The sequence below is a fragment of the Marmoricola sp. URHB0036 genome (genome assembly GCF_000426045.1).
GTDB lineage: Bacteria > Actinomycetota > Actinomycetes > Propionibacteriales > Nocardioidaceae > Marmoricola.
In genome coordinates this window covers 556,638-579,219 of the sequence record NZ_KE384490.1, presented here as the reverse complement: position 1 = coordinate 579,219, position 22,582 = coordinate 556,638, and the positions used below count along the sequence as shown (strand labels likewise).

The 22,582-nt window shown below is 70.9% G+C and carries 23 protein-coding genes; 9 read left to right on the top strand and 14 right to left on the bottom strand.

Going from position 1 to position 22,582, the window contains the following annotated elements; translation table 11 throughout:
- Nucleotides 1-16: 16 nt before the first annotated feature.
- The 4 genes from rpsO to H976_RS0122970 all read right to left on the bottom strand — a co-directional run bounded on the left by rpsO (nt 17) and on the right by H976_RS0122970 (nt 1,818).
- Entirely contained in the window at nt 17-292 is a 276-nt protein-coding gene (gene rpsO, locus H976_RS0122980) for a 30S ribosomal protein S15 (protein WP_027863428.1), read from the bottom strand.
- Between the two features lie 118 nt (nt 293-410).
- Nucleotides 411-1,094: a hypothetical protein gene (locus tag H976_RS0122975; RefSeq protein WP_155918659.1), complete on the bottom strand. Its 684-nt coding sequence runs from the start codon at nt 1,092-1,094 to the stop codon at nt 411-413.
- A complete protein-coding gene (locus H976_RS30240) occupies nt 1,019-1,495 on the bottom strand; it encodes a hypothetical protein (RefSeq protein WP_155918657.1) in 477 nt (158 codons plus the stop codon). Before H976_RS30240 ends, H976_RS0122975 begins: the two co-directional genes overlap by 76 nt.
- Nucleotides 1,492-1,818 carry a PadR family transcriptional regulator gene (locus tag H976_RS0122970; RefSeq protein ID WP_027863426.1) on the bottom strand — a complete coding sequence of 109 codons (327 nt, stop codon included), beginning with the start codon at nt 1,816-1,818 and terminating at the stop codon, nt 1,492-1,494. The genes H976_RS30240 and H976_RS0122970 overlap by 4 nt, the downstream gene beginning before the upstream one ends.
- Nucleotides 1,819-1,888: 70 nt before the next feature.
- Between H976_RS0122970 and H976_RS0122965 the strand changes: the two genes are divergently transcribed.
- Nucleotides 1,889-4,012 carry a molybdopterin-dependent oxidoreductase gene (locus H976_RS0122965; RefSeq protein ID WP_027863425.1) on the top strand — a complete coding sequence of 708 codons (2,124 nt, stop codon included), beginning with the start codon at nt 1,889-1,891 and terminating at the stop codon, nt 4,010-4,012.
- On the opposite strand, the gene H976_RS28215 is transcribed toward H976_RS0122965, so the two are convergent.
- Together H976_RS28215 and H976_RS0122955 are read right to left on the bottom strand one after the other, a co-directional pair.
- The gene (locus H976_RS28215; protein ID WP_051277388.1) at nt 4,009-4,998 is read right to left on the bottom strand and encodes an alpha/beta fold hydrolase; all 990 of its coding nucleotides are present in this window, start codon (nt 4,996-4,998) and stop codon (nt 4,009-4,011) included. The two genes, H976_RS0122965 and H976_RS28215, sit on opposite strands and share 4 nt — an antisense overlap.
- A complete protein-coding gene (locus H976_RS0122955) occupies nt 4,995-6,389 on the bottom strand; it encodes a wax ester/triacylglycerol synthase family O-acyltransferase (protein WP_081683135.1) in 1,395 nt (464 codons plus the stop codon). The genes H976_RS28215 and H976_RS0122955 overlap by 4 nt, the downstream gene beginning before the upstream one ends.
- Before the next feature lie 109 nt (nt 6,390-6,498).
- Here H976_RS0122955 and H976_RS0122950 point away from each other — a divergent pair, with 109 nt between their 5' ends.
- Complete coding sequence (locus H976_RS0122950) at nt 6,499-7,317, top strand: lysophospholipid acyltransferase family protein (RefSeq protein ID WP_081683134.1); 819 nt, start codon at nt 6,499-6,501, stop codon at nt 7,315-7,317.
- Nucleotides 7,314-8,960, top strand: a complete 1,647-nt coding sequence (locus tag H976_RS0122945) for an AMP-binding protein (protein ID WP_051277384.1) — start codon at nt 7,314-7,316, stop codon at nt 8,958-8,960. The genes H976_RS0122950 and H976_RS0122945 overlap by 4 nt, the downstream gene beginning before the upstream one ends.
- Here H976_RS0122945 and H976_RS0122940 read toward each other — a convergent pair.
- From H976_RS0122940 to H976_RS29780, 5 genes are all read right to left on the bottom strand, one after another.
- A complete protein-coding gene (locus H976_RS0122940; RefSeq protein WP_027863421.1) occupies nt 8,957-9,901 on the bottom strand; it encodes a bifunctional riboflavin kinase/FAD synthetase in 945 nt (314 codons plus the stop codon). The genes H976_RS0122945 and H976_RS0122940 overlap by 4 nt on opposite strands.
- 149 nt (nt 9,902-10,050) lie before the next feature.
- Entirely contained in the window at nt 10,051-10,911 is an 861-nt protein-coding gene (gene truB / locus H976_RS0122935; RefSeq protein ID WP_027863420.1) for a tRNA pseudouridine(55) synthase TruB, read from the bottom strand.
- Entirely contained in the window at nt 10,908-11,348 is a 441-nt protein-coding gene (rbfA, locus tag H976_RS0122930; RefSeq protein WP_027863419.1) for a 30S ribosome-binding factor RbfA, read from the bottom strand. The genes truB and rbfA overlap by 4 nt, the downstream gene beginning before the upstream one ends.
- Nucleotides 11,349-11,470: 122 nt before the next feature.
- Nucleotides 11,471-14,317, bottom strand: a complete 2,847-nt coding sequence (infB, locus tag H976_RS0122925) for a translation initiation factor IF-2 (protein WP_027863418.1) — start codon at nt 14,315-14,317, stop codon at nt 11,471-11,473.
- A gap of 122 nt (nt 14,318-14,439) precedes the next feature.
- The gene (locus H976_RS29780; protein ID WP_081683133.1) at nt 14,440-14,862 is read right to left on the bottom strand and encodes a YlxR family protein; all 423 of its coding nucleotides are present in this window, start codon (nt 14,860-14,862) and stop codon (nt 14,440-14,442) included.
- Here H976_RS29780 and H976_RS28210 point away from each other — a divergent pair.
- Both H976_RS28210 and H976_RS0122915 read left to right on the top strand, forming a co-directional pair.
- Nucleotides 14,861-15,775 carry a GNAT family N-acetyltransferase gene (locus H976_RS28210; protein ID WP_051277382.1) on the top strand — a complete coding sequence of 305 codons (915 nt, stop codon included), beginning with the start codon at nt 14,861-14,863 and terminating at the stop codon, nt 15,773-15,775. The genes H976_RS29780 and H976_RS28210 overlap by 2 nt on opposite strands.
- The gene (locus H976_RS0122915; RefSeq protein WP_027863417.1) at nt 15,765-16,565 is read left to right on the top strand and encodes a glycoside hydrolase family 16 protein; all 801 of its coding nucleotides are present in this window, start codon (nt 15,765-15,767) and stop codon (nt 16,563-16,565) included. The genes H976_RS28210 and H976_RS0122915 overlap by 11 nt, the downstream gene beginning before the upstream one ends.
- Nucleotides 16,566-16,625: 60 nt before the next feature.
- Here the strand turns inward: H976_RS0122915 and nusA are convergent, their stop codons facing one another.
- Together nusA and rimP are read right to left on the bottom strand one after the other, a co-directional pair.
- Entirely contained in the window at nt 16,626-17,633 is a 1,008-nt protein-coding gene (nusA, locus tag H976_RS0122910; protein WP_027863416.1) for a transcription termination factor NusA, read from the bottom strand.
- Nucleotides 17,633-18,100, bottom strand: a complete 468-nt coding sequence (gene rimP / locus H976_RS0122905) for a ribosome maturation factor RimP (RefSeq protein WP_027863415.1) — start codon at nt 18,098-18,100, stop codon at nt 17,633-17,635. The genes nusA and rimP overlap by 1 nt, the downstream gene beginning before the upstream one ends.
- 111 nt (nt 18,101-18,211) lie before the next feature.
- Between rimP and H976_RS0122900 the strand changes: the two genes are divergently transcribed.
- Both H976_RS0122900 and H976_RS28205 read left to right on the top strand, forming a co-directional pair.
- Nucleotides 18,212-18,745: a hypothetical protein gene (locus H976_RS0122900; protein ID WP_027863414.1), complete on the top strand. Its 534-nt coding sequence runs from the start codon at nt 18,212-18,214 to the stop codon at nt 18,743-18,745.
- Entirely contained in the window at nt 18,733-19,161 is a 429-nt protein-coding gene (locus H976_RS28205) for a ferritin-like domain-containing protein (RefSeq protein ID WP_051277380.1), read from the top strand. The genes H976_RS0122900 and H976_RS28205 overlap by 13 nt, the downstream gene beginning before the upstream one ends.
- Before the next feature lie 17 nt (nt 19,162-19,178).
- Here the strand turns inward: H976_RS28205 and H976_RS0122890 are convergent, their stop codons facing one another.
- Entirely contained in the window at nt 19,179-19,727 is a 549-nt protein-coding gene (locus H976_RS0122890) for a gamma carbonic anhydrase family protein (protein WP_027863413.1), read from the bottom strand.
- A gap of 38 nt (nt 19,728-19,765) precedes the next feature.
- Between H976_RS0122890 and H976_RS0122885 the strand changes: the two genes are divergently transcribed.
- Entirely contained in the window at nt 19,766-21,202 is a 1,437-nt protein-coding gene (locus H976_RS0122885) for a TldD/PmbA family protein (protein ID WP_027863412.1), read from the top strand.
- Nucleotides 21,199-22,578: a TldD/PmbA family protein gene (locus H976_RS0122880; protein ID WP_027863411.1), complete on the top strand. Its 1,380-nt coding sequence runs from the start codon at nt 21,199-21,201 to the stop codon at nt 22,576-22,578. The genes H976_RS0122885 and H976_RS0122880 overlap by 4 nt, the downstream gene beginning before the upstream one ends.
- Nucleotides 22,579-22,582: the final 4 nt, after the last annotated feature.

Below are 22,582 nucleotides of genomic sequence, written 5' to 3'. Positions count from 1 at the left end.
GAGTGCGCTTCGTGTGTCAGCGTCGCAGGCCGAGGCGGGAGACGATCGAGCGGTAGCGCTCGATCTCGGTCTTCTCGAGGTAGTTGAGGAGACGACGGCGCTGGCCCACGAGGAGCAGCAGTCCCCGACGGCTGTGGTGGTCGTGCTTGTGCTGCTTGAGGTGCTCGGTGAGGTGGGAGATGCGGTGGCTCAGCAGCGCGATCTGCACCTCGGGGGAACCGGTGTCGCCCTCGACGGTGGCGTACTCGGCGATGATCTTCTTCTTGGTCTCTGCGTCAGTACCGATCGACACGTCGAACTACCCATCTTTCACTCGTTGCGCGGCGCGCCGGGGCCTGTTCACCCGGGCACTCTGGATCCGCGGCCGATGCACGGCGGATGTCACCCGATCGGGCAACTGCACAAGATTATCAGCGCTGGCCCGGAGAGACGAATCGGTGCTTGGCCCGCTTGGTCGCTTGCGCGGCGGCCGCCTTCAGGCGCGCCTCCAGCTGCCCCGGACTCATCAGCACGCTGGGGTGCGCGTCCGCCAGCGTGACGGGAGACAGAGCCGCGAAGGGCGGCACCTGGATCCGGGCCTCCCCGGTCGGCTCCCCGGTGGACGGATCGAGCTTCTGCTCGGGGAGCGGGAAGACGCTGTAGAGCTCGATGCGCCCGTTCAACCACGGACTCTGGCGGAACTCTCCCCAGCCGGTTCCCTCACCGTAAGGGTCCCGGGTGACCGAGAGCCGGCGCCCCTGTCGGTCGATGAGCTGCACGCCGGTCAGCAGATGCCCCTGCGCGTCGTAGGGGTAGACGTTGGCGACCGGCTCACCGTTGAAGGCCAGCCCGTCCGCCGGGGGGACGTAGTCCGACGACCCCCCGGCCGAGAGCCAGCCCGGCACGACCAGGAACCGCTGGACCATGACGGGGATCAGCGCGATTGCGAAGAGGTTCAGAGCGACCAGCGCAAGCCGCAGGACCAGCGACCGCCTGATCAATGCACCGGTGCGCCAGACACCGCGCCCCAGCTGGACGCTCAGCACCACCGCGACAACGGCGAGCACGGCTCGGTTGAAGGTGAAGCCGTAGATGTAACCGTGGTCGGAGAACATCTCGACGAGCAGTGCCGTGACGCACAGCGCCCGGCCACCCACCAGACCGGGCGCAGGGACTGGGCGAACTCGGGTATGCCGAGGTGGTCACCTGTGTCCCCCCAGCGGTTCCAGGTGGCCGCACCCCGGTCGAGCCAGGCCATCGTGCGCCCGCGGAGAGCGCTGGCGCCACGGGAACGGGTGACCGCTACCGGGGAGAAACCGGCCGCCGAGCGCAGCTCGGCGGCGTACTCCGCCGGCTCGGGCAACGCCTCGACGCCGCGCTCCTCGACCAGGTCGCTCATGTCTCCCTCGAGGCCGCCGACGAGCTCCTCGCGCTCCTCCTCGGAGAGGTCCGTGAGGTGGTCTCGCACGGCCGCGACGAAGAGCTTGACGTCGGGAGTCGTGATGATCGTGTTCATGCGGTTGCTCCCTCGAGGATTCCGGTGACGGTGGTGGAGAACGACGACCAGTCGTCCTTCTGCTGCTTGAGCTGGGAGCGTCCGGTGGGCGTGATCCCGTAGTACTTGCGATGGGGGCCGGTCTCACTGGCCACGACGTACGACGTGAGCGCACCCGCGGCGTACAACCGGCGAAGGGTGCCGTACACCGACGCGTCGCCGACGTCGCCGAGCCCGCGGTCGCGCAGGCGGCGGACGATGTCGTAGCCGTAGCCGTCCTCGTCGTCGACGACGGCGAGCACCGTCAGGTCGAGCACTCCCTTGAGGAGCTGGGTCGTGTCCATGCACGGCACACTACTGTGCGATGCGTACTAGCGCGCAAGACACAGCGGCGTGTCGTGGCAGGATTCCCGGATGACGACTCCCCAGCGCACTGCTCTCGCCGCATGCAACCTGTGTGAGGCCATCTGCGGGCTCGAGCTCACCATCGAGGACCGGCCCGAGGGGCCGAAGGTCGTCTCGATCCGGGGCAACGCCGAGGACCCGCTGTCCCGCGGGCACATCTGCCCCAAGGGTGTCGCGCTCGCCGACGTCTACGACGACCCCGACCGGTTGCGGCGGCCGGTGAAGCGCGTCGGCGACGACTGGGTGGAGATCGGCTGGGACGAGGCCCTCGACCTGACCGCCGACGGCCTGTCCCGGGCGCTCAACGAGCACGGACGCGACGCCATCGGCATCTACTTCGGGAATCCCAACGCCCACTCGCTGGGCGCCCAGACGCACGGCAGCGGGATGATCAGGAGCCTGCGGACGCGCAACAAGTTCAGCGCCAGCTCGGTCGACCAGATCCCGCACCAGTTCGTGGCCTGGCAGCTGTTCGGCCACCAGCTGATGATCCCGATCGCGGACATCGACCGGACCTCCTACTTCCTGGTCTTCGGTGCCAACCCGATGGCCTCCAACGGCTCGCTGATGACCACGCCCGACTTCCCCAACCGGCTGCGTGAGCTGAAGAAGCGCGGCGGGCGGATGGTGGTCTTCGACCCGCGTCGCACGGAGACGGCCAAGGTCGCCGACGAGCACCACTTCGTGCATCCCGGCACCGACGCCGTGGTCCTGCTGGCGATGGTGCACGTGCTGTTCGAGGAAGGGCTGACCACGCCCCCGTCGTACGTCCGCGAGATCGAGTCGGTGCGGCTCGCCGTCGCCGACTTCACCCCGGAGTACGCCGCGGAGGCCTCGGGCGTCCCGGCCGACGTGATCCGTCGGATCGCGCGCGAGCTCGCTGCCGCCGACGGCGCGGCGGTCTACGGCCGCATGGGGCTCTCGACGCAGGGCTTCGGCTCGATCTGCCAGTGGGCGATCCAGTGCCTGAACATCCTGACCGGCAACTTCGACAAGGAGGGCGGGGTGCTGTTCACCGAGCCCGCGATCGACATCGTCGGCAAGGGGATCATCGGGCGCGGTCACTTCGACATCTGGCGCAGCCGGGTGCGCCAGGCGCCGGAGTTCGGCGGCGAGCTCCCGGTGAGCACGTTGCGCGAGGAGATCGAGACGCCCGGCGACGGTCAGATCCGGGCCATGCTCACGGTGGCCGGCAACCCGGTGCTGTCGACGCCCGACGGCAAGCGGCTCGGTGACGCGTTCGACGGCCTGGACTTCATGGCGGCGGTCGACATCTACCTCAACGAGACCACCCGGCACGCCGACGTCGTGCTGCCGCCGACGACCGCGCTCGAGCGCGACCAGTACGACCTGGTCTTCCACACCTTCGCGGTCCGCAACACCGCGCGCTTCACCCCGGCGGTGTTCGAGAAGCCCGAGGGTGCGCTGGACGACTGGGAGATCTTCCGCGAGATCGCGCTGCGCACCGCCGCGCGCCTGGACCGGAAGAAGCCGTTGCGGAAGGCAGTGACGGAACGGGCCCGGTTGAGCGTCAGCCCGCGGACCCTCGTCACCGGCCTCCTGCTGGCCGGGCGGCGTACGACGATGAGGGCGCTGCGTGCCACCCCGGCCGGTGTCGACCTCGGGCCACTGCGACCCACCATGCCGGGCCGTCTGCAGACCCGCGACAAGCTGATCCACCTCGCCCCCGATCAGGTGATCGCCGACCTGCCCCGGTTGCGCGAGAGCATCGCCACTCCCGCTGGCGACGAGCTGTTGCTGATCGGACGTCGCCACCAGTCCGACAACAACTCCTGGATGCACAACAGCGTCCGGCTGACGCGAGGCAAGCCGCGCCACCAGCTGCTGATGCACCCCGACGACCTCGAGGCACGAGGACTGATCGACGGCACCTCGGTGCGGGTCGCCTCTCGGGTGGGGACCGTGACCACCGAGGTCCGGGCGACCGACGACATGATGCCGGGTGTGGTCTCACTCCCCCACGGCTACGGCCACCAGCAGGACGGTGTCCGGATGGCCAACGCGAGCAAGGTCGCCGGAGTGTCCATCAACGACCTCACCGACCCCGAGCGACTCGACGTCTCCGGCAACGCGGCGCTCAACGGGGTGCCGGTGACGGTCGTTCCCGTCTAGCAGACCGATGCCTGGTCGCCGCCCTCGTCCACGTCGAAGTCGGCCCGCCGGGTCACCTCGGCGAGCGCCTGCCGGAACACCGGCACCCAGGTGCCGGACCGGAGCACGATGGAGGCATGGCCGCCGGGAGCGGTGTAGAGGCTGGCACCCTCGATCGAGGCGGCCAGCTTGCGCTGGCGACGCTGCGGGATGGTGTGGTCCTTCTCCGTCACGACGACGGCGGTGGGTACGTCGACCCCCGCGATCCAGCCGGCCGAGTTGAACCGGCCGAGCTCGGCCAGCACCTCGGGGATGCTCCACGCGCTGGTGCTGCGGAACTCGGCCCTCCCCCACACGGTCGGGTCGGACCGGTCCAGGGACGGGACCTCGGGCAGGGTCGAGGCCAGCTGCTCGACGCGGGAGAGGGCGTGCCCGGCCAGCGTCTGCGTGACCACGGTGAGCACCGGGAAGAACAGCTTCTCGCGGGTGAGACCGCGGAAGTTGCGTGCCGTCGAGCAGAGCACGAGGCCGGCCACCCGGTCGGGGTGCTGGTGCCAGACCAGCTGCGCGATCGCCCCACCCATCGAGTAGCCGGCGACGATGGCCCGCTCGACTCCCAACACGTCGAGCAGCGCGATGACGTCGTCGGCGCAGTCGGCGAAGGTGAACCGTGGCGAGCGGATGCCACGACCGTGCCAGCGCAGGTCGAGGGTGACCACCCGGTGGGTCCTGGACAGCTCGTCGATCGCGAGCGCCCAGCTGAGGTGGCCGGTGGTCGCCAGGGCGTGCAGGAGTACGACGACCGGGGAGTCGGGCCGCGTGCCGGGCACGTCGATGACGAACGTGCTGCCGCGTCCGGGCAGCTCGACCATCCGGCCCTCGAGCAGCTGGTCCACGACCGGCGGTGGCAGCACCTGACGTGTGCCCGCACCGACCGCCGTACGGACGGCCCATCCGGCCGGGGCCAGGACGGTACGGACGGTCGATCGTGCGTCCGGCTTCCTCATGCAGCACCCTTCGTCGTGCGCAGCTCCTCGAGCGCGCGGGGAAGCTCGGCCACCAGGGGCGCCAGGTCCTGGACCAGGTCGGGGCAGCCGAGGAAGGAGAAGTTCATCCGGTCCACGTAGGACCACGCCGTCACGTTGAGCCCGATGCCCTCGAGGATCGGACCGACGCTGAACAGGTCGCGCAGCTGCGCGCCCGAGATCGACACCGGCTCGCCGGGACCCCGGACGTTGGAGACCACCACGTTGAACGGCGCCGGGTGGTGGGAGGCAGCGCGCGAGCGGGAGTAGAGCCGCATCACCCCGGTCAGCGGCGCCGGCGGCGCGAACTGCACCCAGTCGACGAGCATGCTGGCCCCGAGCGTCTGGTGGATCAGCTTCGACTCCCCCGTCGTCCGCGAGATCGCGCGCAGCCGCTCCTCCGGGTCGTCGAGGTCGGTGGCCAGGGTGGTGAAGATGTTGGAGACCCGGTTGCCGCCGAGACGCGGGCCGGCACCGGCGACGTCGGTCGCCACCGGCACGCCCGCCACGAGGGATCGGGCCGGCAGCTCGCCCCGGGAGGCGAGGTAGCGACGCAGGGCACCGCCCACGACGGCGAGCACCACGTCGTTCATGGTGACGCCGTGGGCGCGCTGCACCTCCTTGATCAGCCCGATCGGCAAGGTGGCGGTCGCGAAGTTGCGGCGCGCGGTGAGGGCGCCGTTGAACGGCGTGCGGGGTACGTCGAGGAGAGGTCGCGGCACCGTCACGGTCGAGGCCCGCCGGTGCCGCACGACGGCGGTCACCGCCCGCACCGTGAGCGACACCAGGCTGGGCAGGTCGCCGATCTGGCGGATCGCGTCGACCAGGGCCATCCGGAGCTGGGCCGACCACGTCGGGGTCGGCTCCAGCTGCAGGTCGCGGTGCGGGCGGTCGCGGGCCGGCCTCGGGTCGCCCCCGAGCCCGTCGACGATGTTGCCGAGCAGCGCGTTGGCGGCCACCCCGTCGGCGAGCGCGTGGTGCATCTTGGTGATCACGGCGATCCGGTTGTCGCCGTACGGCTGGCAGACGTGCATCTCCCACAGCGGACGGGTCCGGTCGAGCGGCGTACCGGCGACGCGGCCGATCAGCACCTCCAGGCCGGCCATGCCGCCGGGGGCCGGCACGTCGTGGGCGAAGACGTGGTGCTGCGGGTCGACCGCGCGGTCGGTGACCCAGAGCGGGTGGTTGAGGTGGAACGGCGCCGGCAGCGCACGCCGCTGCAGCGGCGGCAGCTCGGCCAGCCGGGCGACCATCTCGGCCTGGAGCCTGGTGAGGTCGAAGGCCTCCGCCGGCTCCAGCACCGCGATCTTCAGTGTGTGCATGTGCATGGTGGGTGTCTCCATGTAGAGATACCCGGCGTCAACGCCCTCCATGCGGTCCACGCGGCGAAGTCTGGGCGACCGGGAGCGCGACGGCAAGGACAAACTGGAATGTGTTCTAGTTCTCGTTTCCCGAAACGAGAACACGTTCTAGTATTGGTCGGTGGCCGACATCGATCTCCCCGAGGACGACGTGCGGGACCGTCTTGCCTACCGCGACGGCAAGTGGGTCGCCGGGCTGATCCCGCTGCTGCGGCTCGTGGTCAAGACCTGGTACCGCTCCGAGGTCACCGGCATGGAGAAGATGCCCGAGGGCGGCGCCCTGATGGTCTCGAACCACTCCGGTGGGCTGATCGCCATGGACGTGCCCGTGATCGCGGTGGCCTTCCACGACATGTACGGCGCCGACCGGCCGCTCTACGTGCTGGCCCACGACCTGCTGTTCCTGGGCCAGAGCGGCCCGATCATGCGCCGCGCCGGCTTCCTGCCCGCCACCCGGGAGAACGCCCACGCCGTGCTGGCGTCGGGCGGCGTGACGATCGTCTTCCCCGGCGGCGACTACGACGTGTTCCGGCCCTCGTCGCGGTCGACCACCATCGACTTCGACGGCCGCACGGGCTACGTGCGTACGGCGCTGCGGGCCGGCGTACCGATCGTGCCGGTGGTCAGCATCGGTGGCCAGGAGGACCAGATCCACCTCTCGCGCGGGGAGCTGATCGCCAAGCTGTTCAAGCTCGAGGAGCGGCTGCGCACCAAGTACGTCCCGATCACCTTCGGTTTCCCGTTCGGCCTCACCCTGGCGTTCCCGCCCAACCTGCCGCTGCCGACCAAGATCCGCACCGAGGTGCTCGACCCGATCGACATCGTGGCGGAGTTCGGCGAGGACCCCGACATCGACGAGGTCGATGCGGCGGTCCGCGAGCGGATGCAGACGGCGCTCAACGAGCTCAAGCGCCGCCGGCGGTTCCCGGTGCTGGGATGAGCCGCGTCGTCTCGTTCCTGCGGTCGTTGCGGCGCCTGCTGGTCACCCTCAGGGTGCTCGTCGGCAGCGGCATGATCGCGCCGATGCGGCCGGACAAGTACCTGCGCCAGGCCCTGGTCGTACGACGGCACGGGGCCAACGCGATGAGCGGCATCGGACTCTCCGCTGCACGTGCTCCGAAGGCCACCGCGCTGGTCGACGAGCGCGGGTTCCTGACCTGGACCGAGCTCGACCAGCGCGTGGACGCGGCCGGGGTCGGGCTGCGCGAGCTGCTGGCAGACGGCGAAGGCACCCAGCACCCGACCTTGGGGATCCTGTGCCGCAACCACCGCGGGCTCGTCGAGTCGCTGGCCGCCGCGACGCGCATCGGCGCGGATGCGCTGCTCCTGAACACCGGCTTCTCCGGACCCCAGCTGCGCGACGTGCTGGAGCGCGAGCACGCCACGGTGGTGGTGTACGACGAGGAGTTCGCTCCCCTGCTCGCCCAGGCCAGGGAACGACTGCCCCACCTGACCGAGGTGCTGGCCTGGGTCGAGGACCCCGAGCACTCCCATCCCGGCGTACACGTCCTCGACGAGCTGGTCGACGCGCACCGCGGCCGCCGACCCGCGAAGCCCGCGCGTCCCGGCCGCACCGTGCTGCTGACCTCCGGCACCACCGGCACTCCCAAGGGCGCTCGCCGCTCGGGAGGGGCAGCCGGGTCGCTGGCGGCCATGCTCGACCGGATCCCGTGGCGGGCCGGCGAGACGACCGTCGTGGTGGCGCCGATGTTCCACGCCTGGGGCTTCGGGCAGCTCGCGATCTCCGCGACGATGTGCTGCACGGTCGTGATGCGTCGCCGGTTCGACCCGGAGGCGACGCTCGCGCTGGTCGACCGCAGCCAGGCCACGGGCCTGGCCGTCGTACCCGTGATGCTGGAGCGGATCATCGGCCTTCCCGCCGCCACCCTCGAGCAGTACAGCCTGGCCTCGCTGCGCTTCGTCACCGCCAGCGGTTCCCGGATGCGTCCCGACGCCGTGACCGCGTTCATGGACAGGTACGGCGACATCGTGCACAACTCCTACAACGCCACCGAGGCCGGGCTGATCAGCACCGCCACCCCGGCCGACCTCCGGGTCGCCCCCGACACGGCCGGACGACCGGTCCTCGGCACCGACCTGCGGATCCTCGACGACCACGGTCGGGAGGTCCCGCAGGGCGAGGTCGGCCGGATCACGGTGCGCAGCGATTCGGCGTTCGAGGGCTACACCTCGGGCGAGACCAAGGCCTTCGAGGACGACTTCATGGTCTCCGGCGACCTGGGAAGGCTGGACGAGGCCGGGCGGCTCTACGTGGTCGGGCGCGACGACGAGATGATCGTGTCCGGCGGCGAGAACGTCTACCCGCTCGAGGTCGAGCAGACCCTCAACGAGCACAGCGATGTCGTCGAGGCCGCGGTGATCGGCGTCGACGACCAGGACTTCGGACAGCGGCTCGAGGCATACGTCGTGCTGCGCGACGACGCGTCGGTGACCACCGACGAGCTGAAGAAGCACGTCAAGACGCACCTCGCCGGCTACAAGGTGCCGCGTCGTGTGGTCGTCCTCGACGACCTGCCCCGCAACGACAGCGGCAAGGTGATGAAGCGGGAGCTGGGCACCTAGTCGACCAGGCCCAGCAGCTCGCGGGTGCGGACGACGTCGTCCGCCATCGTCTCGATCAGCGCGTCCACGCCCTCGAACTTGACCATGCCGCGGATGCGGGAGACGAACGAGATCTCCACCGACTCTCCGTAGAGCTCGAGATCGGTGCGGTCGAGCACGTAGGCCTCCACCCGGCGCTCGCGCTCGCCGTCGAAGGTCGGGTTGGTGCCGACGCTGATCGCGGCGGGCAGCGGCGTGCTGCCGGGCTCGTCGAGCCGGACCAGCCAGCCGGCGTACACCCCGTCGGCGGGGACCGCCCGCCCCTGCGGTGGCACGTTGGCCGTCGGGTAGCCGAGCTCGCGACCGCGGTGGTCGCCCTCGATGACGTGCCCGACGACGGAGTACGGGCGGCCGAGCGCCTCGGCGGCACCCTCGACGTCTCCGGCGGCCAGGCAGGTGCGCACGTAGGTGGAGGACCACACTTGCGGGCCACCGTCGAGGGCGATCCCCTCGGCGTCGAAGTCCCGCTCGCGGCCGGCCTCCACGAGCGCCGCCACGTCACCGGCGGCTCGGGCACCGAAGCGGAAGTTCGCCCCCACCACGACGTGGGCGGCGTGCAGGCCGTCGACGAGCACCCGGTCGATGAACTCGAGGGGTGTCCAGGCGGCGATCTCGCGGGAGAACGGGATCACGAACACGTCGTCGACCCCGGCCTGCGCCAGCAGCAGGCAGCGCCGGTCGACGTCGGTGAGCGTGAGCGGAGCGTGCTCAGGCCGCAGCACCGCCATCGGGTGCGGGTCGAAGGTGACGGCGACGACGCTCAGTCCGTCGCGGTCGGCCAGTTCCCTGGCCCGTCGTACGACGTGACGGTGGCCGAGGTGCACGCCGTCGAAGTTGCCGATGACCACGACCGTGCGACCGAGGTCGCCGGGCACGTCGTCCAGGGAACGCCAGATCCGCACGAGCCGAGGTTAGCGAGCGCCAGAGCAGACGGCGATCGCCGCCCCTCGCCGGAGGCCGCTCGGCGTCCGCTGACTGCTCATGGCCGAGTGGGCGAGGACTCGTCGACGAGCGCAGCGAGGAGCACGTCGAGAACACTAGCGGCGGGACTTCAGACGAAGACCGCGACTGCCCTCGCGAGCTCGTCGTCCTGCTCGTAGAGCGCGAGGAAGTCGCCGTCCGGACCGAACAGCGCGACCGGACCGGCGTGGCCGAGGTCGAGGGCCAGCTTGCGGCCGAAGCCGACGTCGGTCGCCTGCTCGGCGTCGAGGTCGACGCTCGGGAACGCGCTGCGAGCAGCCTCCGCGATGGGCAGGACGGCGAGCTCGTCCTCGAGCTGCTCGAGGGTGTGCGCCACATCGAGGGTGTAGGGACCGACGGCGGTACGTCGCAGCGCGACCAGGTGGCCGCCCACCCCGAGGTGCTCCCCCAGGTCGCGGGCGATGGCCCGGATGTAGGTGCCGCTCGAGCACCGCACCGAGATGCGCACGTCGTCGCCCTCGACCTCGTGGACCTCGATCGAGTCGACCCGCACCGTGCGCGGCTTCAGCTCGACCTGCTCCCCGGCGCGGACCCGGTCGTAGGCCCGCTTGCCGTCGACCTTGATCGCGGAGACGGCCGAGGGCACCTGCTCGATGTCGCCGACGAACAGCTCGAGGGCCTCGCGGACCCGCTGCTCGGTGATGCCGGCGGTCGAGGCGGTGGCGATCACCTCCCCCTCGGCGTCGTCGGTGGAGGTGGCGACGCCGAGGCGCACCGTGGCGTCGTACGCCTTGTCGGTGAGCATCAGGTGACCGAGCAGCCGGGTGGCCCGGTCGAGGCCGAGCACGAGCACGCCGGTCGCCATCGGGTCGAGAGTGCCGGCGTGGCCGACCTTGCGGGTGCCGGCCAGTCGTCGTACGCGGGCCACGACGTCGTGCGAGGTCATGCCGCCGGCCTTGTCGACGATGACCAGACCAGGAACGACCGTCACTCGTCCTCGACGGCGTCGTCGGCGCGAGGCTTCTTGTACGGGTCCGGTTCCCCGGCGTACGTCGAACCGCTGGCCGACTGGGCAGCGGCTGCGTCTGCCTCGCGAACCTTCTCGAGGAGGTCGTCGATGTGGCGCGCCGTCTCGGGCAGGGCGTCGTGGATGAAGTCGAGCGTCGGCACGTGCCGCATGCCGAGCTGCTTGCCGACCTCGGAGCGGATCAGCCCCTTGGCCGACTCCAGCGCGACGGCCGACCCCTCGAGGTCCTTGTCCTCGCCGAGGACGGTGTAGAAGACCGTCGCCTGCTGGGTGTCACCGGAGACGCGGACGTCGGTCACGGTCACGAACCCCAGCCGCGGGTCCTTGATCCTGCGCTCCAGCATCTCCGCCACGATCACCTGGATCCGGTCGGCGATCTTGCGGACGCGTGGGTTGCTCATGTGTCCCTCTGTTCCCAGGTTTCACCACCGGAGTAGTGAAACTGGCACTGACGTACGAAAGTTTTCGGAAGGGTGTGCCGGTTTCACTACCGCAGTAGTGAAACCGGCACGGCCCGAGGCGCTCAGGCCCGCGGGATCTCCTTCATCTCGAAGGCCTCGACGACGTCGCCCTCCTTGATGTCGTTGAACCCCTTCAGGACGAGACCGCACTCGAAGCCCTCGCGGACCTCGGCGGCGTCGTCCTTCTCACGCTTCAGCGACGCCAGGTCCAGGCTGTCCGCGATGACGTTGCCGTCGCGGATCAGGCGCACCTTGGCGTTGCGTCGGATGACCCCACTGGTGACCATGCAGCCCGCGATGTTGCCGATCTTGGAGCTGCGGAAGATCGCACGGATCTCCGCCTGGCCCAGGGTCTGCTCCTCGAACTCCGGCTTGAGCATGCCCTTGAGCGCTGCCTCGATCTCCTCGATGGCGTTGTAGATCACCGTGTAGTAGCGGATCTCCACACCCTCGCGCTCGGCCAGCTCGGTCGCCTTGCCCTGCGGACGGACGTTGAAGCCGATGATGATCGCATCCGAGGCCGCGGCCAGGTCGACGTTGGTCTCGGTGATCGCACCGACACCGCGGTCGATGACGCGCAGCGACACTTCGTCGCCGACGTCGATCTTGGCCAGCGAGTCCTCGAGGGCCTCGACCGAACCGGAGACATCGCCCTTCAGGATCAGGTTGAGCTCCTGGCTCTCGCCCTTCTCCATGGAGGCCATGAAGTCTTCCAGGCTGCGACGCACGCGACGCTTGGCCTGCATGGCCGCACGCTCACGCGACTCGCGCTTCTCGGCGATCTGCCGGGCCACGCGGTCGTCCTCGACCACGATGAAGTTCTGGCCCGCACCGGGGACACCGGACAGGCCGAGCACCATCGCGGGACGCGACGGGTCGGCGTACTCGATGTTCTCGCCGTGCTCGTCGAGCATCGCCCGCACCCGGCCGTACGCCGGGCCAGCGACGATCGAGTCGCCCACACGGAGGGTTCCGCGCTGGACGAGGATCGTCGCGACCGGACCACGACCACGGTCGAGGTGTGCCTCGACCACGAGGCCCTGGGCGTCCTGGTCGGGGTTGGCCCGCAGGTCGAGCGACGCGTCGGCAGTCAGCACGATCGCCTCGAGCAGCTTGTCGAGGTTGAGCTCGGACTTCGCGGAGACGTCGACGAACATGGTGTCGCCGCCGTACTCCTCGGGGACCAGGCCGTACTCGGTCAGCTGACCGCGCACCTTGGTCGGGTCGGCCTCGGGCTTGTCGATCTTGTTGACCGCGACCACGATCGGCACCCCGGCGGCCTTGGCGTGGTTGAGCGCCTCGACCGTCTGCGGCATCACGCCGTCGTCGGCAGCGACCACGAGGACCGCGATGTCCGAGGACTGCGAACCACGGGCACGCATGGCGGTGAACGCCTCGTGACCCGGGGTGTCGATGAAGGTGATGCGACGGTCGGTGCCGTCGACCTCGGTGTGGACCTGGTAGGCGCCGATGTGCTGGGTGATCCCACCGGCCTCCTTGTCGACCACGTTGGCGCTGCGGAGCGCATCCAGCAGCTTGGTCTTTCCGTGGTCGACGTGACCCATCACGGTCACGACCGGCGGACGGGCCTCGAGGTCTGCCTCGACACCCTCGTCGGACCCGAACTGCAGGTCGAAGGAGTCGAGCAGCTCGCGGTCCTCGTCCTCGGGCGAGACGACCTCGACGACGTAGTTGAGCTCCTCACCGAGCAGCTGCAGCGTTGCGTCGTTGACCGACTCGGTCGCGGTGACCATCTCACCGAGGTGGAACAGCATCTGCACCAGTGAGGCCGGGTCGACGCCGATCTTCTCGGCGAAGTCGGTCAGCGAGGCGCCACGGGCCAGACGAACGGTCTCGCCGTTGCCCTTGCGGACGCGGACGCCGCCGATCGTCGGGGCCTCCATCTGCTCGAACTCTTGACGGCGCGCCCGCTTGGACTTGCGTCCGCGACGCGACGGACCACCGGGACGACCGAACGCACCCTGGGTGCTGCCGCGACCGCCCGGACGACCACGACCCGGACCACCGGGACGACCGCCGCCGGCCGGCGGGCCACCGAGGCCGCCGCCGGGAGGACCGCCGTAGCCGCCACCGCGGGGAGCCCCGCCACGGGCGGGGGCGCCGCCGGGGCCACCGCGAGCGCCGCCGGGACCACCAGGACCACCACGGGCGCCGCCGGGCCCACCGGGGCCTCCGCGACTACCGCCGCCGGGACCGCCACCGAAGGCGGCCGGGGACTTGGGCATCATCGCCGGGTTGGGGCGCGGCATGCCGTCGCCACGACCTGCCGGCGGGCGGGGCGGGCGCTGGTCGCCGGTGCCGGCACCAGGTGCGGGGGCAGTCCGACTGCCCATGCCCTGGGTCGACGAGAACGGGTTGTTGCCGGGACGCGGAGCGCCAGGACGGGCCGGACGCGGGCCGGGCTTGAAGCGCGCGCCGTCGCTGGGCGCGTCGCCGTCGCCCCCCTGGGCCGCGGTGTCCTCGGTCGCCGTCTCCGCACTCGCGGCGGGAACCTCGGGCTCGACCACGGGCTCGGACTCGGCCGGGGCCTCGATCTCGGGCTCGGCCGCCTTCGTGCGCGGACCGGGCCGGGGTGCGGCGGTCTTGGCCGCGGGGACCTCGACGGTCTCCTGGGCCGGGACCTCGGCGGGAGCTGCGTCCTCGCCGGACTCGGGGGCCGAAGCCGCCTTCTTGGCCGGGGCCTTCTTGGCAGCCTTCTTGGCCGCCTTCGCCTCTGCCTTGGCGGCGAGGTCGGCACCGTAGGTGTCGTTGAAGCGCTTCTCGACCAGCGGGTTGATGCCCGACGAAGGAGCCTTGACGAACTCGCCGAGATCGCTGAGGAGGCCGATCACCTCCTTGCTGGGCACGCCGTACTGCTTGGCCAGATCACTGACTCTGGTGTTTGCCACGAATTCCTCCTGGTCCGAACTGACCCGGAGGGCAGTGGACCGCTAGTTGATGTGCAGGCTCATCGCGAAGTTCTCATCGCAGGCTCATGAGCTGGTGCTCCCGCTTCTGGTTGGGATCTGTCTCATCTCGGTGCTGCATCGTGCCGCGTGAGGTGCTCCCGCAACCGCTCCAGGCTCAGTGGCCCCCGCTCTCCGGTCTCGTGTCTGAGTGCCCGGACGAAGGCACGTTTGCGCTCGGCGAGTGCGAGACAGTCGAGCGTGGGGTGCAGATGCGCCCCGCGACCCGGTGCTGTGCCGCGTGGGTCGGGTACGACGAACCAGGAACCATGTGCTCGATCCTGGGTCTTCGCGTCCGTCCCTGCGACCACCCGCAACAACTCACGCTTGGCGGCTCGTACCCGGCATCCGATGCAGGTCCGGACTGGTCCGTCGCCGCGGGTCGGGCTGTCGAGTTGTGAAACCACCGCAGACCACCATACCGGGGCGGCGTGGCGAATCCGAAACGGGAAAGCCCGCAGTGGGCGTGACGAGTAGCGTTTTCGCATGTCCGACCCCGTCGCCCAGGTCCACGACGCGCACGTACGTCGACTGGCCGGCATCGATCCCCTCGTCCGGGTGGGCAGCCTCGACGTCACCAGCGAGGCCTGCGTCGAGTGGTCGGCCGACCGCCAGGCCGTGGCGCTGGTCGACGTCCGGGAGACCGACCCGGAGTCGGAGGCCGGACTGTGGGTGGAGGACCGGGTGGTCCGCCTGCAGGTGCGAGCCGCGACCGACCAGGCGGCAGCGGCCACCCACGACCTCCTCGAGCGTGCGCACCGGATCGCCGGCGACGCGTGCACCACGCACGTGAGCGTGGCCTCCCGGGACACCGCCATGGTCCGACCGCTCCTGCGGGCAGGGTTCGCCCCCAACGCGGTCCTCGCCGTCCACCGGCTGACCCGATCCGACGTCCAGCCGCTCTCACCCGGCGAGCAGCACGAGGTCGCGGTCCGCGAGGCCCGTCCCGACGATCTCGACGCGGTCGTCGCGGCCGACGTCGCGGTCCAGGCCTACGACGCCCGCCTCGGCGGACTCCCGGAACGCCCGGACGCCGAGCGGGTGATCAGGCCCGGGGTCGAGAAGGCACTGCGTGAGCGTCCCGGCTGGACCTGGGTCGCCGAGCTGGACGGTGCGGTCGTCGGCGTCTGCCAGATGGAACCGCCCGAGGACGCGCAGTGGGTCGCCGGCGAGGTCGCCAGCCCCTCGACGGCGTACCTCGCTGACCTGCACGTCGACCCCGCTGCCCGGGGTCGGCAGGTGGGCTCGCGGCTCGTCGCCGCCGCGCACCTGCGAGCCACCGCGGCCGGTGCCCAGGTCGTGCTGCTGCACCACGCGGCCGCCAACCCGCTGTCCACACCGTTCTGGGCCCGCGCCGGCTACCGTCCGCTCGTCACGGGTTGGGCCCGTCGTGTCGGCTGACGCGACGTTCGCGGACGACTTCGACGGTCCCGGCCTCGACCCCGACGTCTGGCTGCCGCACTACCTGCCGATGTGGAGCTCGCGGGAGGCGACGCGGGCGTCGTACCGCCTCGAGCAGTCGTGCCTCGTGCTCGACATCCCGCGCGACCACGGCCTGTGGCTCCCCGAAGAACATCCGTCTCCCCTGCGACTCTCCGGCGTGCAGAGCGGCAACCGGTCCGGGCCGGTGGGCAGCGCTTCCGGGCAGCAGGCGGTGTACGACGGGCAGCAGGTCCGCGAGGAGCAACCCGAGCTCGTCGGCCACCTCCAGGACGGTGGCCACCTCGAGATCCGGTGTCGGATGACGATCTCGGCCCGCTCGATGGCCGCCTTCTGGCTGTGCGGCTTCGAGGACGAGCCCGAGCACTGCGGCGAGATCTGCGTGACCGAGGTCTTCGGCAAGGACGTCGTGCCGGGCCGGTCGGCCGAGGTCGGCGTGGGCCTCAAGCAGATCCGCGACCCCCACCTGGCCCAGGACTTCGCCGCGCCTCGGCTGCCGATCGACGTCGCGGACTTCCACACCTACGCCGTCGACTGGGACGCCGACGAGGCGGTCTTCACCGTCGATGGCGAGGAGGTACGCCGCTGCGCCGCACCCCCGACGTACCCGCTCCAGCTGATGGTCGCCGTCTTCGACTTCCCGGAGTGGAGCACGGGCGACGACGACCAGCTGGTGCCAGAGCTCTGGGTGGACCGGATCAGCGGGCGGGCCCCTCGGACCGGGCGGTCCAACCTGTCAGTGGAGGGGTGAAGTCTCAGCCGACCAGTGACGGTTTGGCCGGGCGCCCGGCCAAACCGCAGCTCACAACCGTCACTCGACCGGAGGCTCCATGGGAGGCGCGACCGGCACCTCCGGCTCGGTGTCGGGGCGGATGTCGATGCGCCAGCCGGTGAGCCGGGCGGCCAGACGGGCGTTCTGGCCCTCCTTGCCGATCGCGAGGGAGAGCTGGAAGTCGGGGACGATGACGCGGGCCGAGCGGGCGGCCTCGTCGACCACGATCACCTCGGAGACGCGGGCCGGACTGAGGGCGTTGCCGACCAGGGTGGCGGGCTCGTCGGACCAGTCGACGATGTCGATCTTCTCGCCGTGCAGCTCGTTCATCACGTTGCGCACCCGCTGGCCCATCGGACCGATGCACGAACCCTTGGCGTTGACGCCCGGCACGTTGGACATCACCGCGATCTTGGTGCGGTGGCCGGCCTCGCGCGCGATGCCGGCGATCTCGACGGTGCCGTCGGCGATCTCGGGGACCTCGAGGGCGAACAGCTTCTTGACCAGGTTGGGGTGGGTGCGCGAGAGCATCACCTGCGGGCCACGCATCCCCTTGCGGACACTGACCACGAGGCACTTGATCCGGGTGCCGTGGGAGTAGTCCTCGCCGGGCACCCGCTCCCCCGCCGGCAGCAGCGCCTCGAGCTTGCCGAGGTCGACCATCACGTCGTCGGGGTTGCGACCCTGCTGGATGAGCCCGGAGACGATGTCGCCCTCCTTGCCGGAGAACTCACCGAACTTCCGCTCGTCCTCGGCGTCCCGCAGCCGCTGCAGCATGATCTGCTTGGCCGTGGTGGCGGCGATCCGGCCGAAGCCCTCGGGGGTGTCGTCGTACTCCCCGACCTTGTTGCCCTCGTCGTCGTGCTCCTCGGCCATCACGGTGACGTGACCGCTCTTCTTGTCGAGGGCGACGCGAGCGTGCTCCTGCGCGCCGCTGGACTTGTGGTACGCCGTCAGCAGGGCCTGCTCGATGGCCTCGACGAGCACGTCGAAGGGAATCTCCTTCTCCCGCTCGAGCATCCGCAGGAGGCTCATGTCGATGTCCATCAGGTTGTCTCTCTCTTGAACTCGATCTGGACCTTGGCCTTCTTCACGTCGGCGTAGGCGATGCGCTGCTCGGTTCCCTCGACGTCGAGGACGGCGCCCTGCTCGTCAGTGGCCGTGATGCGCCCGGTCACCGGCTCACCCTCCACCGGGTTCACCTTGACCAGGCGTCCGGCGTTGCGGCGCCAGTGGCGCGGCAAGGTGAGCGGACGGTCGACGCCTGGGGAGGACACCTCGAGGGTGTAGGCCTGCTCGCCCATCACGCTGGTGTCGTCCAGGACTCGCGAGACCTCTCGGGTCGCGTCGGCGATGTCGTCCATCGTGACGCCACCGTCCTTGTCGATGGCCACGCGCAGCACCCGGCGCTTGCCGGCGCTGGTCAGGTCGACCGCTTCCAGGTCGAGTCCCAGCGCGTCGATCGGGCCGGACAGCTCCTCAGCGAGGCGATCCCTGGTGTCCGCCGCGTTCATGGCTGAGACCTCCTGCTTGCTGTGTGCTGTTGTGGTGCCCTCACCCTAGCGCGACGAGCAACTCGCGCCGGGCACCCGGGAACGCGCGGTCCGACCCCCTACGATTCCGGAGTGGCCGACGACTTCCCCCCGCATCCGGCGCGCCCTGCCGACGCGTGGACGAGCCGCCGCACCGTGCTCGCCGGGCTCGTGGGCGGCGCTGCCCTGCTGTCGGTCGCCGGGTGCAGCACCGACGACAAGCCGGGCACGCGAGCACCTGACTCCCCGGCCGGCCTGGCCCCCGATGTCGCGGTCGCGACGACCGCGCTGGCCGAGATTCGCGCCGTGCGGGAAGCAGTCACCGGGACGTTGCGACGCTTCCCGGCCACCCGCTCGACGATCGGGTCCCTGGTGGCGCTGCACCAGAAGCACGAGGCGACGCTGGTCGACGCCGTGCCCGCCCGCGCGTCGACGTCGGCCGCCCCGGCGCCGTACGTCGTCCCGCGCAACCGCGACCGGGCCGTCCAGGCGCTGGCGGTCCACGAGCAGAAGCTGCACGACACCCTCGACCGGCTGGCCCTGCGCGCGCAGAGCGGCCAGTTCGCACGGCTGCTCGCCAGCATGGGCGCGGCCGTGCACCAACGGCTCGCGGAGTGGCCGTCGTGACCCCGGTCGAGGCGCTGCAGAAGACCCTCGCGGCGGAGCACGCGGCGGTCCACCTCTACGGCGTCCTCGGTGGCCAGGCCTCGAAGTCCCAGAACCCGGCCCTGTTCCGCCAGCTGGACGAGGCGTACGACGAGCACCGGGCCTCGCGCGACCGCCTGACCGTGCTGATCAACGCCAAGGGCAAGGCGCCGGTGGCGGCGCTCGTCGACTACGCGGTGCCCGGTCCGACGGCCACACCGAATCAGATCGAGGCCGTCGCCCGCACCATCGAGCGCCGGGTGACCGCGACCTACGGGGAGCTGGTCGAGAACACCGCCGGCGCCGACCGCGGCTGGGCGATCACCGCCCTGGACGCGAGCGCCCTGCGGGAGCTGGGGTTCGGCGTCGCGCCGAGTGCCTTCCCCGGGCTGGACTGAGCCGTCGTCCGATTGGCTCAGTCCGGACCGAACGCCTCGCACTGGCGGCGCATGACCTCCCGCATCGAGGTGCCGCGCGGCACCCCGTAGACCGTCCCGGGGAAGTCGAGCGGTTCCTGCACCGCCCACAGCTCGGCATGACGATCGGGTGCGAACAGCTCCGCCGGCCGTCCGGCGGCGATCCAGCCGATGGGGACGACGGTCCCAGGTGGGAGCTCGGAGTTGACGTGCAGCACGCTGTTGATCCGCAGCTCCGACCCGGCGCCGGCCCGCGAGCCGGGAAACATCGAGACGCCGGTCGCGACGAAGACCTCGTCCTCGACGGTGGTGCCGTTGAGATGGGTGTGCGGGCCGATCAGCACGGCGCTGCCGATGCGCAGCGGATGGCTGGCCCGGCCGCGGAGCAGCGCGTGCTCCATGACGACGACGTCCTCGCCGATGGTGACCGGGCCCAGGTCGCCGGTGACGACGGCGTTCGCCAGGACGCGTGCATGCGGTCCGATGGTGACGTCCCCGGTCACCACGGCGCTCGGGGCCACCCAGGCGGTGGGGTCGATGTGTCCCATGTGCCGACCTTAGGACGAGACGTCCTAGGGTCGGGGGCATGAGCGAGTTCGACGCCGCGGAGGCGGCAGTCCAGGCGGCACTCGATGCCGGTGCGCGGTACGCCGATGCCCGGGTGATGCATCGCCGTACCGAGTCCATGTCCGCCAGGAACGGCGAGGTCGAGTCGTTGTCGCAGGACGCCAGCTCCGGTCTCGGCGTACGCGCGCTGGTCGGGTCGGGCTGGGGGTTCTTCGCCGTACCCAACCTCGAGTTCGGTGTCTCCCGCGACGCCGGCCGCCGGGCAGCGGAGATCGCCGCCGCCAGCGCGTTGGTCGGTCGTGACGACTCGACGCTGGTGCCGAGCGAACCGGTCCAGGGGTCGTGGGCGAGCGAGTGCACCGTGGATCCCTTCACGGTCTCGCTCGCCGACAAGGGCGACCTGCTGGTGCGGGCCACCACGACGATGCGCGAGAACGGTGCCGACATCGCCGAGGGCCAGTACCAGCTCTGGGACACCGAGAAGTGGTTCGTCTCCAGCGAGGGGCACCGCATCGACCAGCACATCCGCGAGAGCGGCGCCGGGATCATGTCCACCGCGATCGGCGACGACGAGACCCAACGCCGCTCCTACCCCGCGGCTCGCGGCCAGTACGGCACCCGCGGCTGGGAGTTCGTCGAGGAGATCGACCTGGAGTCGCACGCCGCCCGGGTGGGCTCGGAGTCGCGCGAGCTGCTCACCGCACCGATGTGCCCCTCGGGCGAGACCACGCTGATCCTGGGTGCCGAGCAGCTCGCGCTGCAGATCCACGAGTCGGTCGGGCACGCGATCGAGCTCGACCGCATCCTCGGCTGGGAGGCGGCGTACGCCGGGACCTCGTGGCTCGACCTGGCCCAGCTCGGCTCGCTGAAGTACGGCTCGCCGCTGATGAACATCACCATCGACCCGTCGATCCCGGGCGCCCTCGGGTCGTTCGGGTACGACGACGAGGGCACCCCCGCGACCAAGCGCGACGCCGTCCGCGAGGGAATCTGGGTCGGCGTGCTCGCTGGTCGCGACTCCGCGGCGGTCGCCGGGCTCGACTACGGCGGCAGCGTGCGCGCCGACGGCTGGGCCCGGCTGCCGATGGTGCGGATGACCAACGTCGGGCTGGAACCCGGGCCGCACACCTTCGACGAGATCATCGCCGAGACCGACGACGGGATCTTCATGGAGACCAACCGCTCCTGGTCGATCGACGACCGCCGGCTCAACTTCCAGTTCGGCACGGAGGTCGGCTACGAGGTGAAGAACGGCAAGCTCGGCCGACTGCTCCGCAACCCGACGTACACCGGCATCGGTCCGCAGTTCTGGTCCTCGATGGACATGTTGTCGAACGAGACCGTCGCGTGGGGTACGCCGAACTGCGGCAAGGGCCAGCCGGGTCAGACCGGCCACACCGGCCATCCCGCTGCGCCCGCCCGGTTCCAGAACGTGCGAGTAGGAGTCCGCGCATGAGCGACCAGGGTCGACTCCCTGACCAGACGGTCGAGCAGGCACTCGCGGTGCTCCCCGGTGCGGAGGTCTCCGTCCAGGTCGACCGGCACCGGCTCGCGCTGACCAGGTTCGCCAACTCGGTGATCCACCAGAACGTGGCCGAGGACGCGACGACCATGCGGCTCGTCGTACACCTCGACGGGCGGACCGCCAGCGGCTCGACCAGCGTCGTCACGTCGGACGACGTGCGCTCCCTGGTCGATCGGGTCGCCGACGCCGTCCGGGTTGCCCCCTCCGACCCGAGCTGGCCGGGTCTGGCCCCGGTGGCCGAGGCCGGTTCAGCGGCCGGCGTCGACCTCGCGACGGCGGGCGCGACCCCGGCCGACCGGGCGGAGGTGGTCCGCGGGTTCGTCGACGGAGCCGAGGGACTCGAGACGGCCGGGTACTGCCGCACCAACCACTGGACCGGCGCCTTCGCCAGCTCGGCGGGGCAGTCGGTGTCGGGCGAGGCGGTGGAGTGCGGGCTGTCCGGGATCGCGCGGCTCGACGGAGCCGACGGGCTCGCGCGGTACGCGCCGTCGAGCATCGCCGAGCTCGACGGCCTCGCGCTCGGTCGACGGGCGGCCGCCAAGGCCCGGGCCTCGCAGGACGCCGTCGAGCTCCCGCCCGGGCGCTACGAGGTGGTGCTGGAGCCGAGCGCGGTGTTCGACCTGATCGGCAATCTCGGCGGCAACTCGTTCGGCGGACGTGCGGTGAACGAACGCCGGTCCTTCCTCGAGCTCGGCGCCGACCAGTTCGACCCGTCGATCACGCTGGTCGACGATCCGCTGGTGGTCGGTCTCGGGTACGACGCCGAGGGCACGCCGCGGATGCGGCTGCCCCTGGTCGACGGCGGTCGCACGGTCGGGGTGACCCACGACCGTCGTACGGCGGCGGAGGCCGGCACGACGAGCACCGGCCACCTGGGCATGGACGTGCACTACGGACCCATCGCCCGCCACCTCGAGCTGGCCGGGTCGGACCCGGAGGCGGTCGCAGCCGAGGTCGAGGGACCGGCCTGCGACTCCTCGGTCGGAGCCCTCGTCGCCGGGGTGGAGCGCGGGATCCTGGTCTCGGACTTCTGGTACACCCGCGTCCTCGACCCCCGGTCGGTCGCGATGACCGGCCTGACCCGCAACGGGGTCTGGCTGATCGAGAACGGCGAGATCACCACGCCGGTGAAGAACTTCCGGTTCACCCAGGCCTACGCCGACGCACTCGCCCCCGGTCACGTGCTCGGCGTCGGTGCGACGACGACCGCCGTCCCGGGCGACACCTACACGACGACGTCCCCGCGGTTCACCTGCCCGGCGCTGCACCTGAAGTCCTGGAACTTCACGGGCGGCGCCTCGGGCTGAGCTG

Bases quoted from the DNA above. Each gene is read 5' to 3' on its own strand.
- H976_RS0122975 (WP_155918659.1), bottom strand. From the start codon at position 1,094: ATGTTCTCCGACCACGGTTACATCTACGGCTTCACCTTCAACCGAGCC.
- H976_RS30240 (WP_155918657.1), bottom strand. From the start codon at position 1,495: ATGAACACGATCATCACGACTCCCGACGTCAAGCTCTTCGTCGCGGCC.
- H976_RS0122970 (WP_027863426.1), bottom strand. From the start codon at position 1,818: ATGGACACGACCCAGCTCCTCAAGGGAGTGCTCGACCTGACGGTGCTC.
- H976_RS0122965 (WP_027863425.1), top strand. From the start codon at position 1,889: ATGACGACTCCCCAGCGCACTGCTCTCGCCGCATGCAACCTGTGTGAG.
- H976_RS28215 (WP_051277388.1), bottom strand. From the start codon at position 4,998: ATGAGGAAGCCGGACGCACGATCGACCGTCCGTACCGTCCTGGCCCCG.
- H976_RS0122955 (WP_081683135.1), bottom strand. From the start codon at position 6,389: ATGGAGGGCGTTGACGCCGGGTATCTCTACATGGAGACACCCACCATG.
- H976_RS0122945 (WP_051277384.1), top strand. From the start codon at position 7,314: ATGAGCCGCGTCGTCTCGTTCCTGCGGTCGTTGCGGCGCCTGCTGGTC.
- rbfA (WP_027863419.1), bottom strand. From the start codon at position 11,348: ATGAGCAACCCACGCGTCCGCAAGATCGCCGACCGGATCCAGGTGATC.
- H976_RS28210 (WP_051277382.1), top strand. From the start codon at position 14,861: ATGTCCGACCCCGTCGCCCAGGTCCACGACGCGCACGTACGTCGACTG.
- H976_RS29780 (WP_081683133.1), bottom strand. From the start codon at position 14,862: ATGCGAAAACGCTACTCGTCACGCCCACTGCGGGCTTTCCCGTTTCGG.
- nusA (WP_027863416.1), bottom strand. From the start codon at position 17,633: ATGGACATCGACATGAGCCTCCTGCGGATGCTCGAGCGGGAGAAGGAG.
- rimP (WP_027863415.1), bottom strand. From the start codon at position 18,100: ATGAACGCGGCGGACACCAGGGATCGCCTCGCTGAGGAGCTGTCCGGC.
- H976_RS0122890 (WP_027863413.1), bottom strand. From the start codon at position 19,727: ATGGGACACATCGACCCCACCGCCTGGGTGGCCCCGAGCGCCGTGGTG.
- H976_RS0122885 (WP_027863412.1), top strand. From the start codon at position 19,766: ATGAGCGAGTTCGACGCCGCGGAGGCGGCAGTCCAGGCGGCACTCGAT.
- H976_RS0122880 (WP_027863411.1), top strand. From the start codon at position 21,199: ATGAGCGACCAGGGTCGACTCCCTGACCAGACGGTCGAGCAGGCACTC.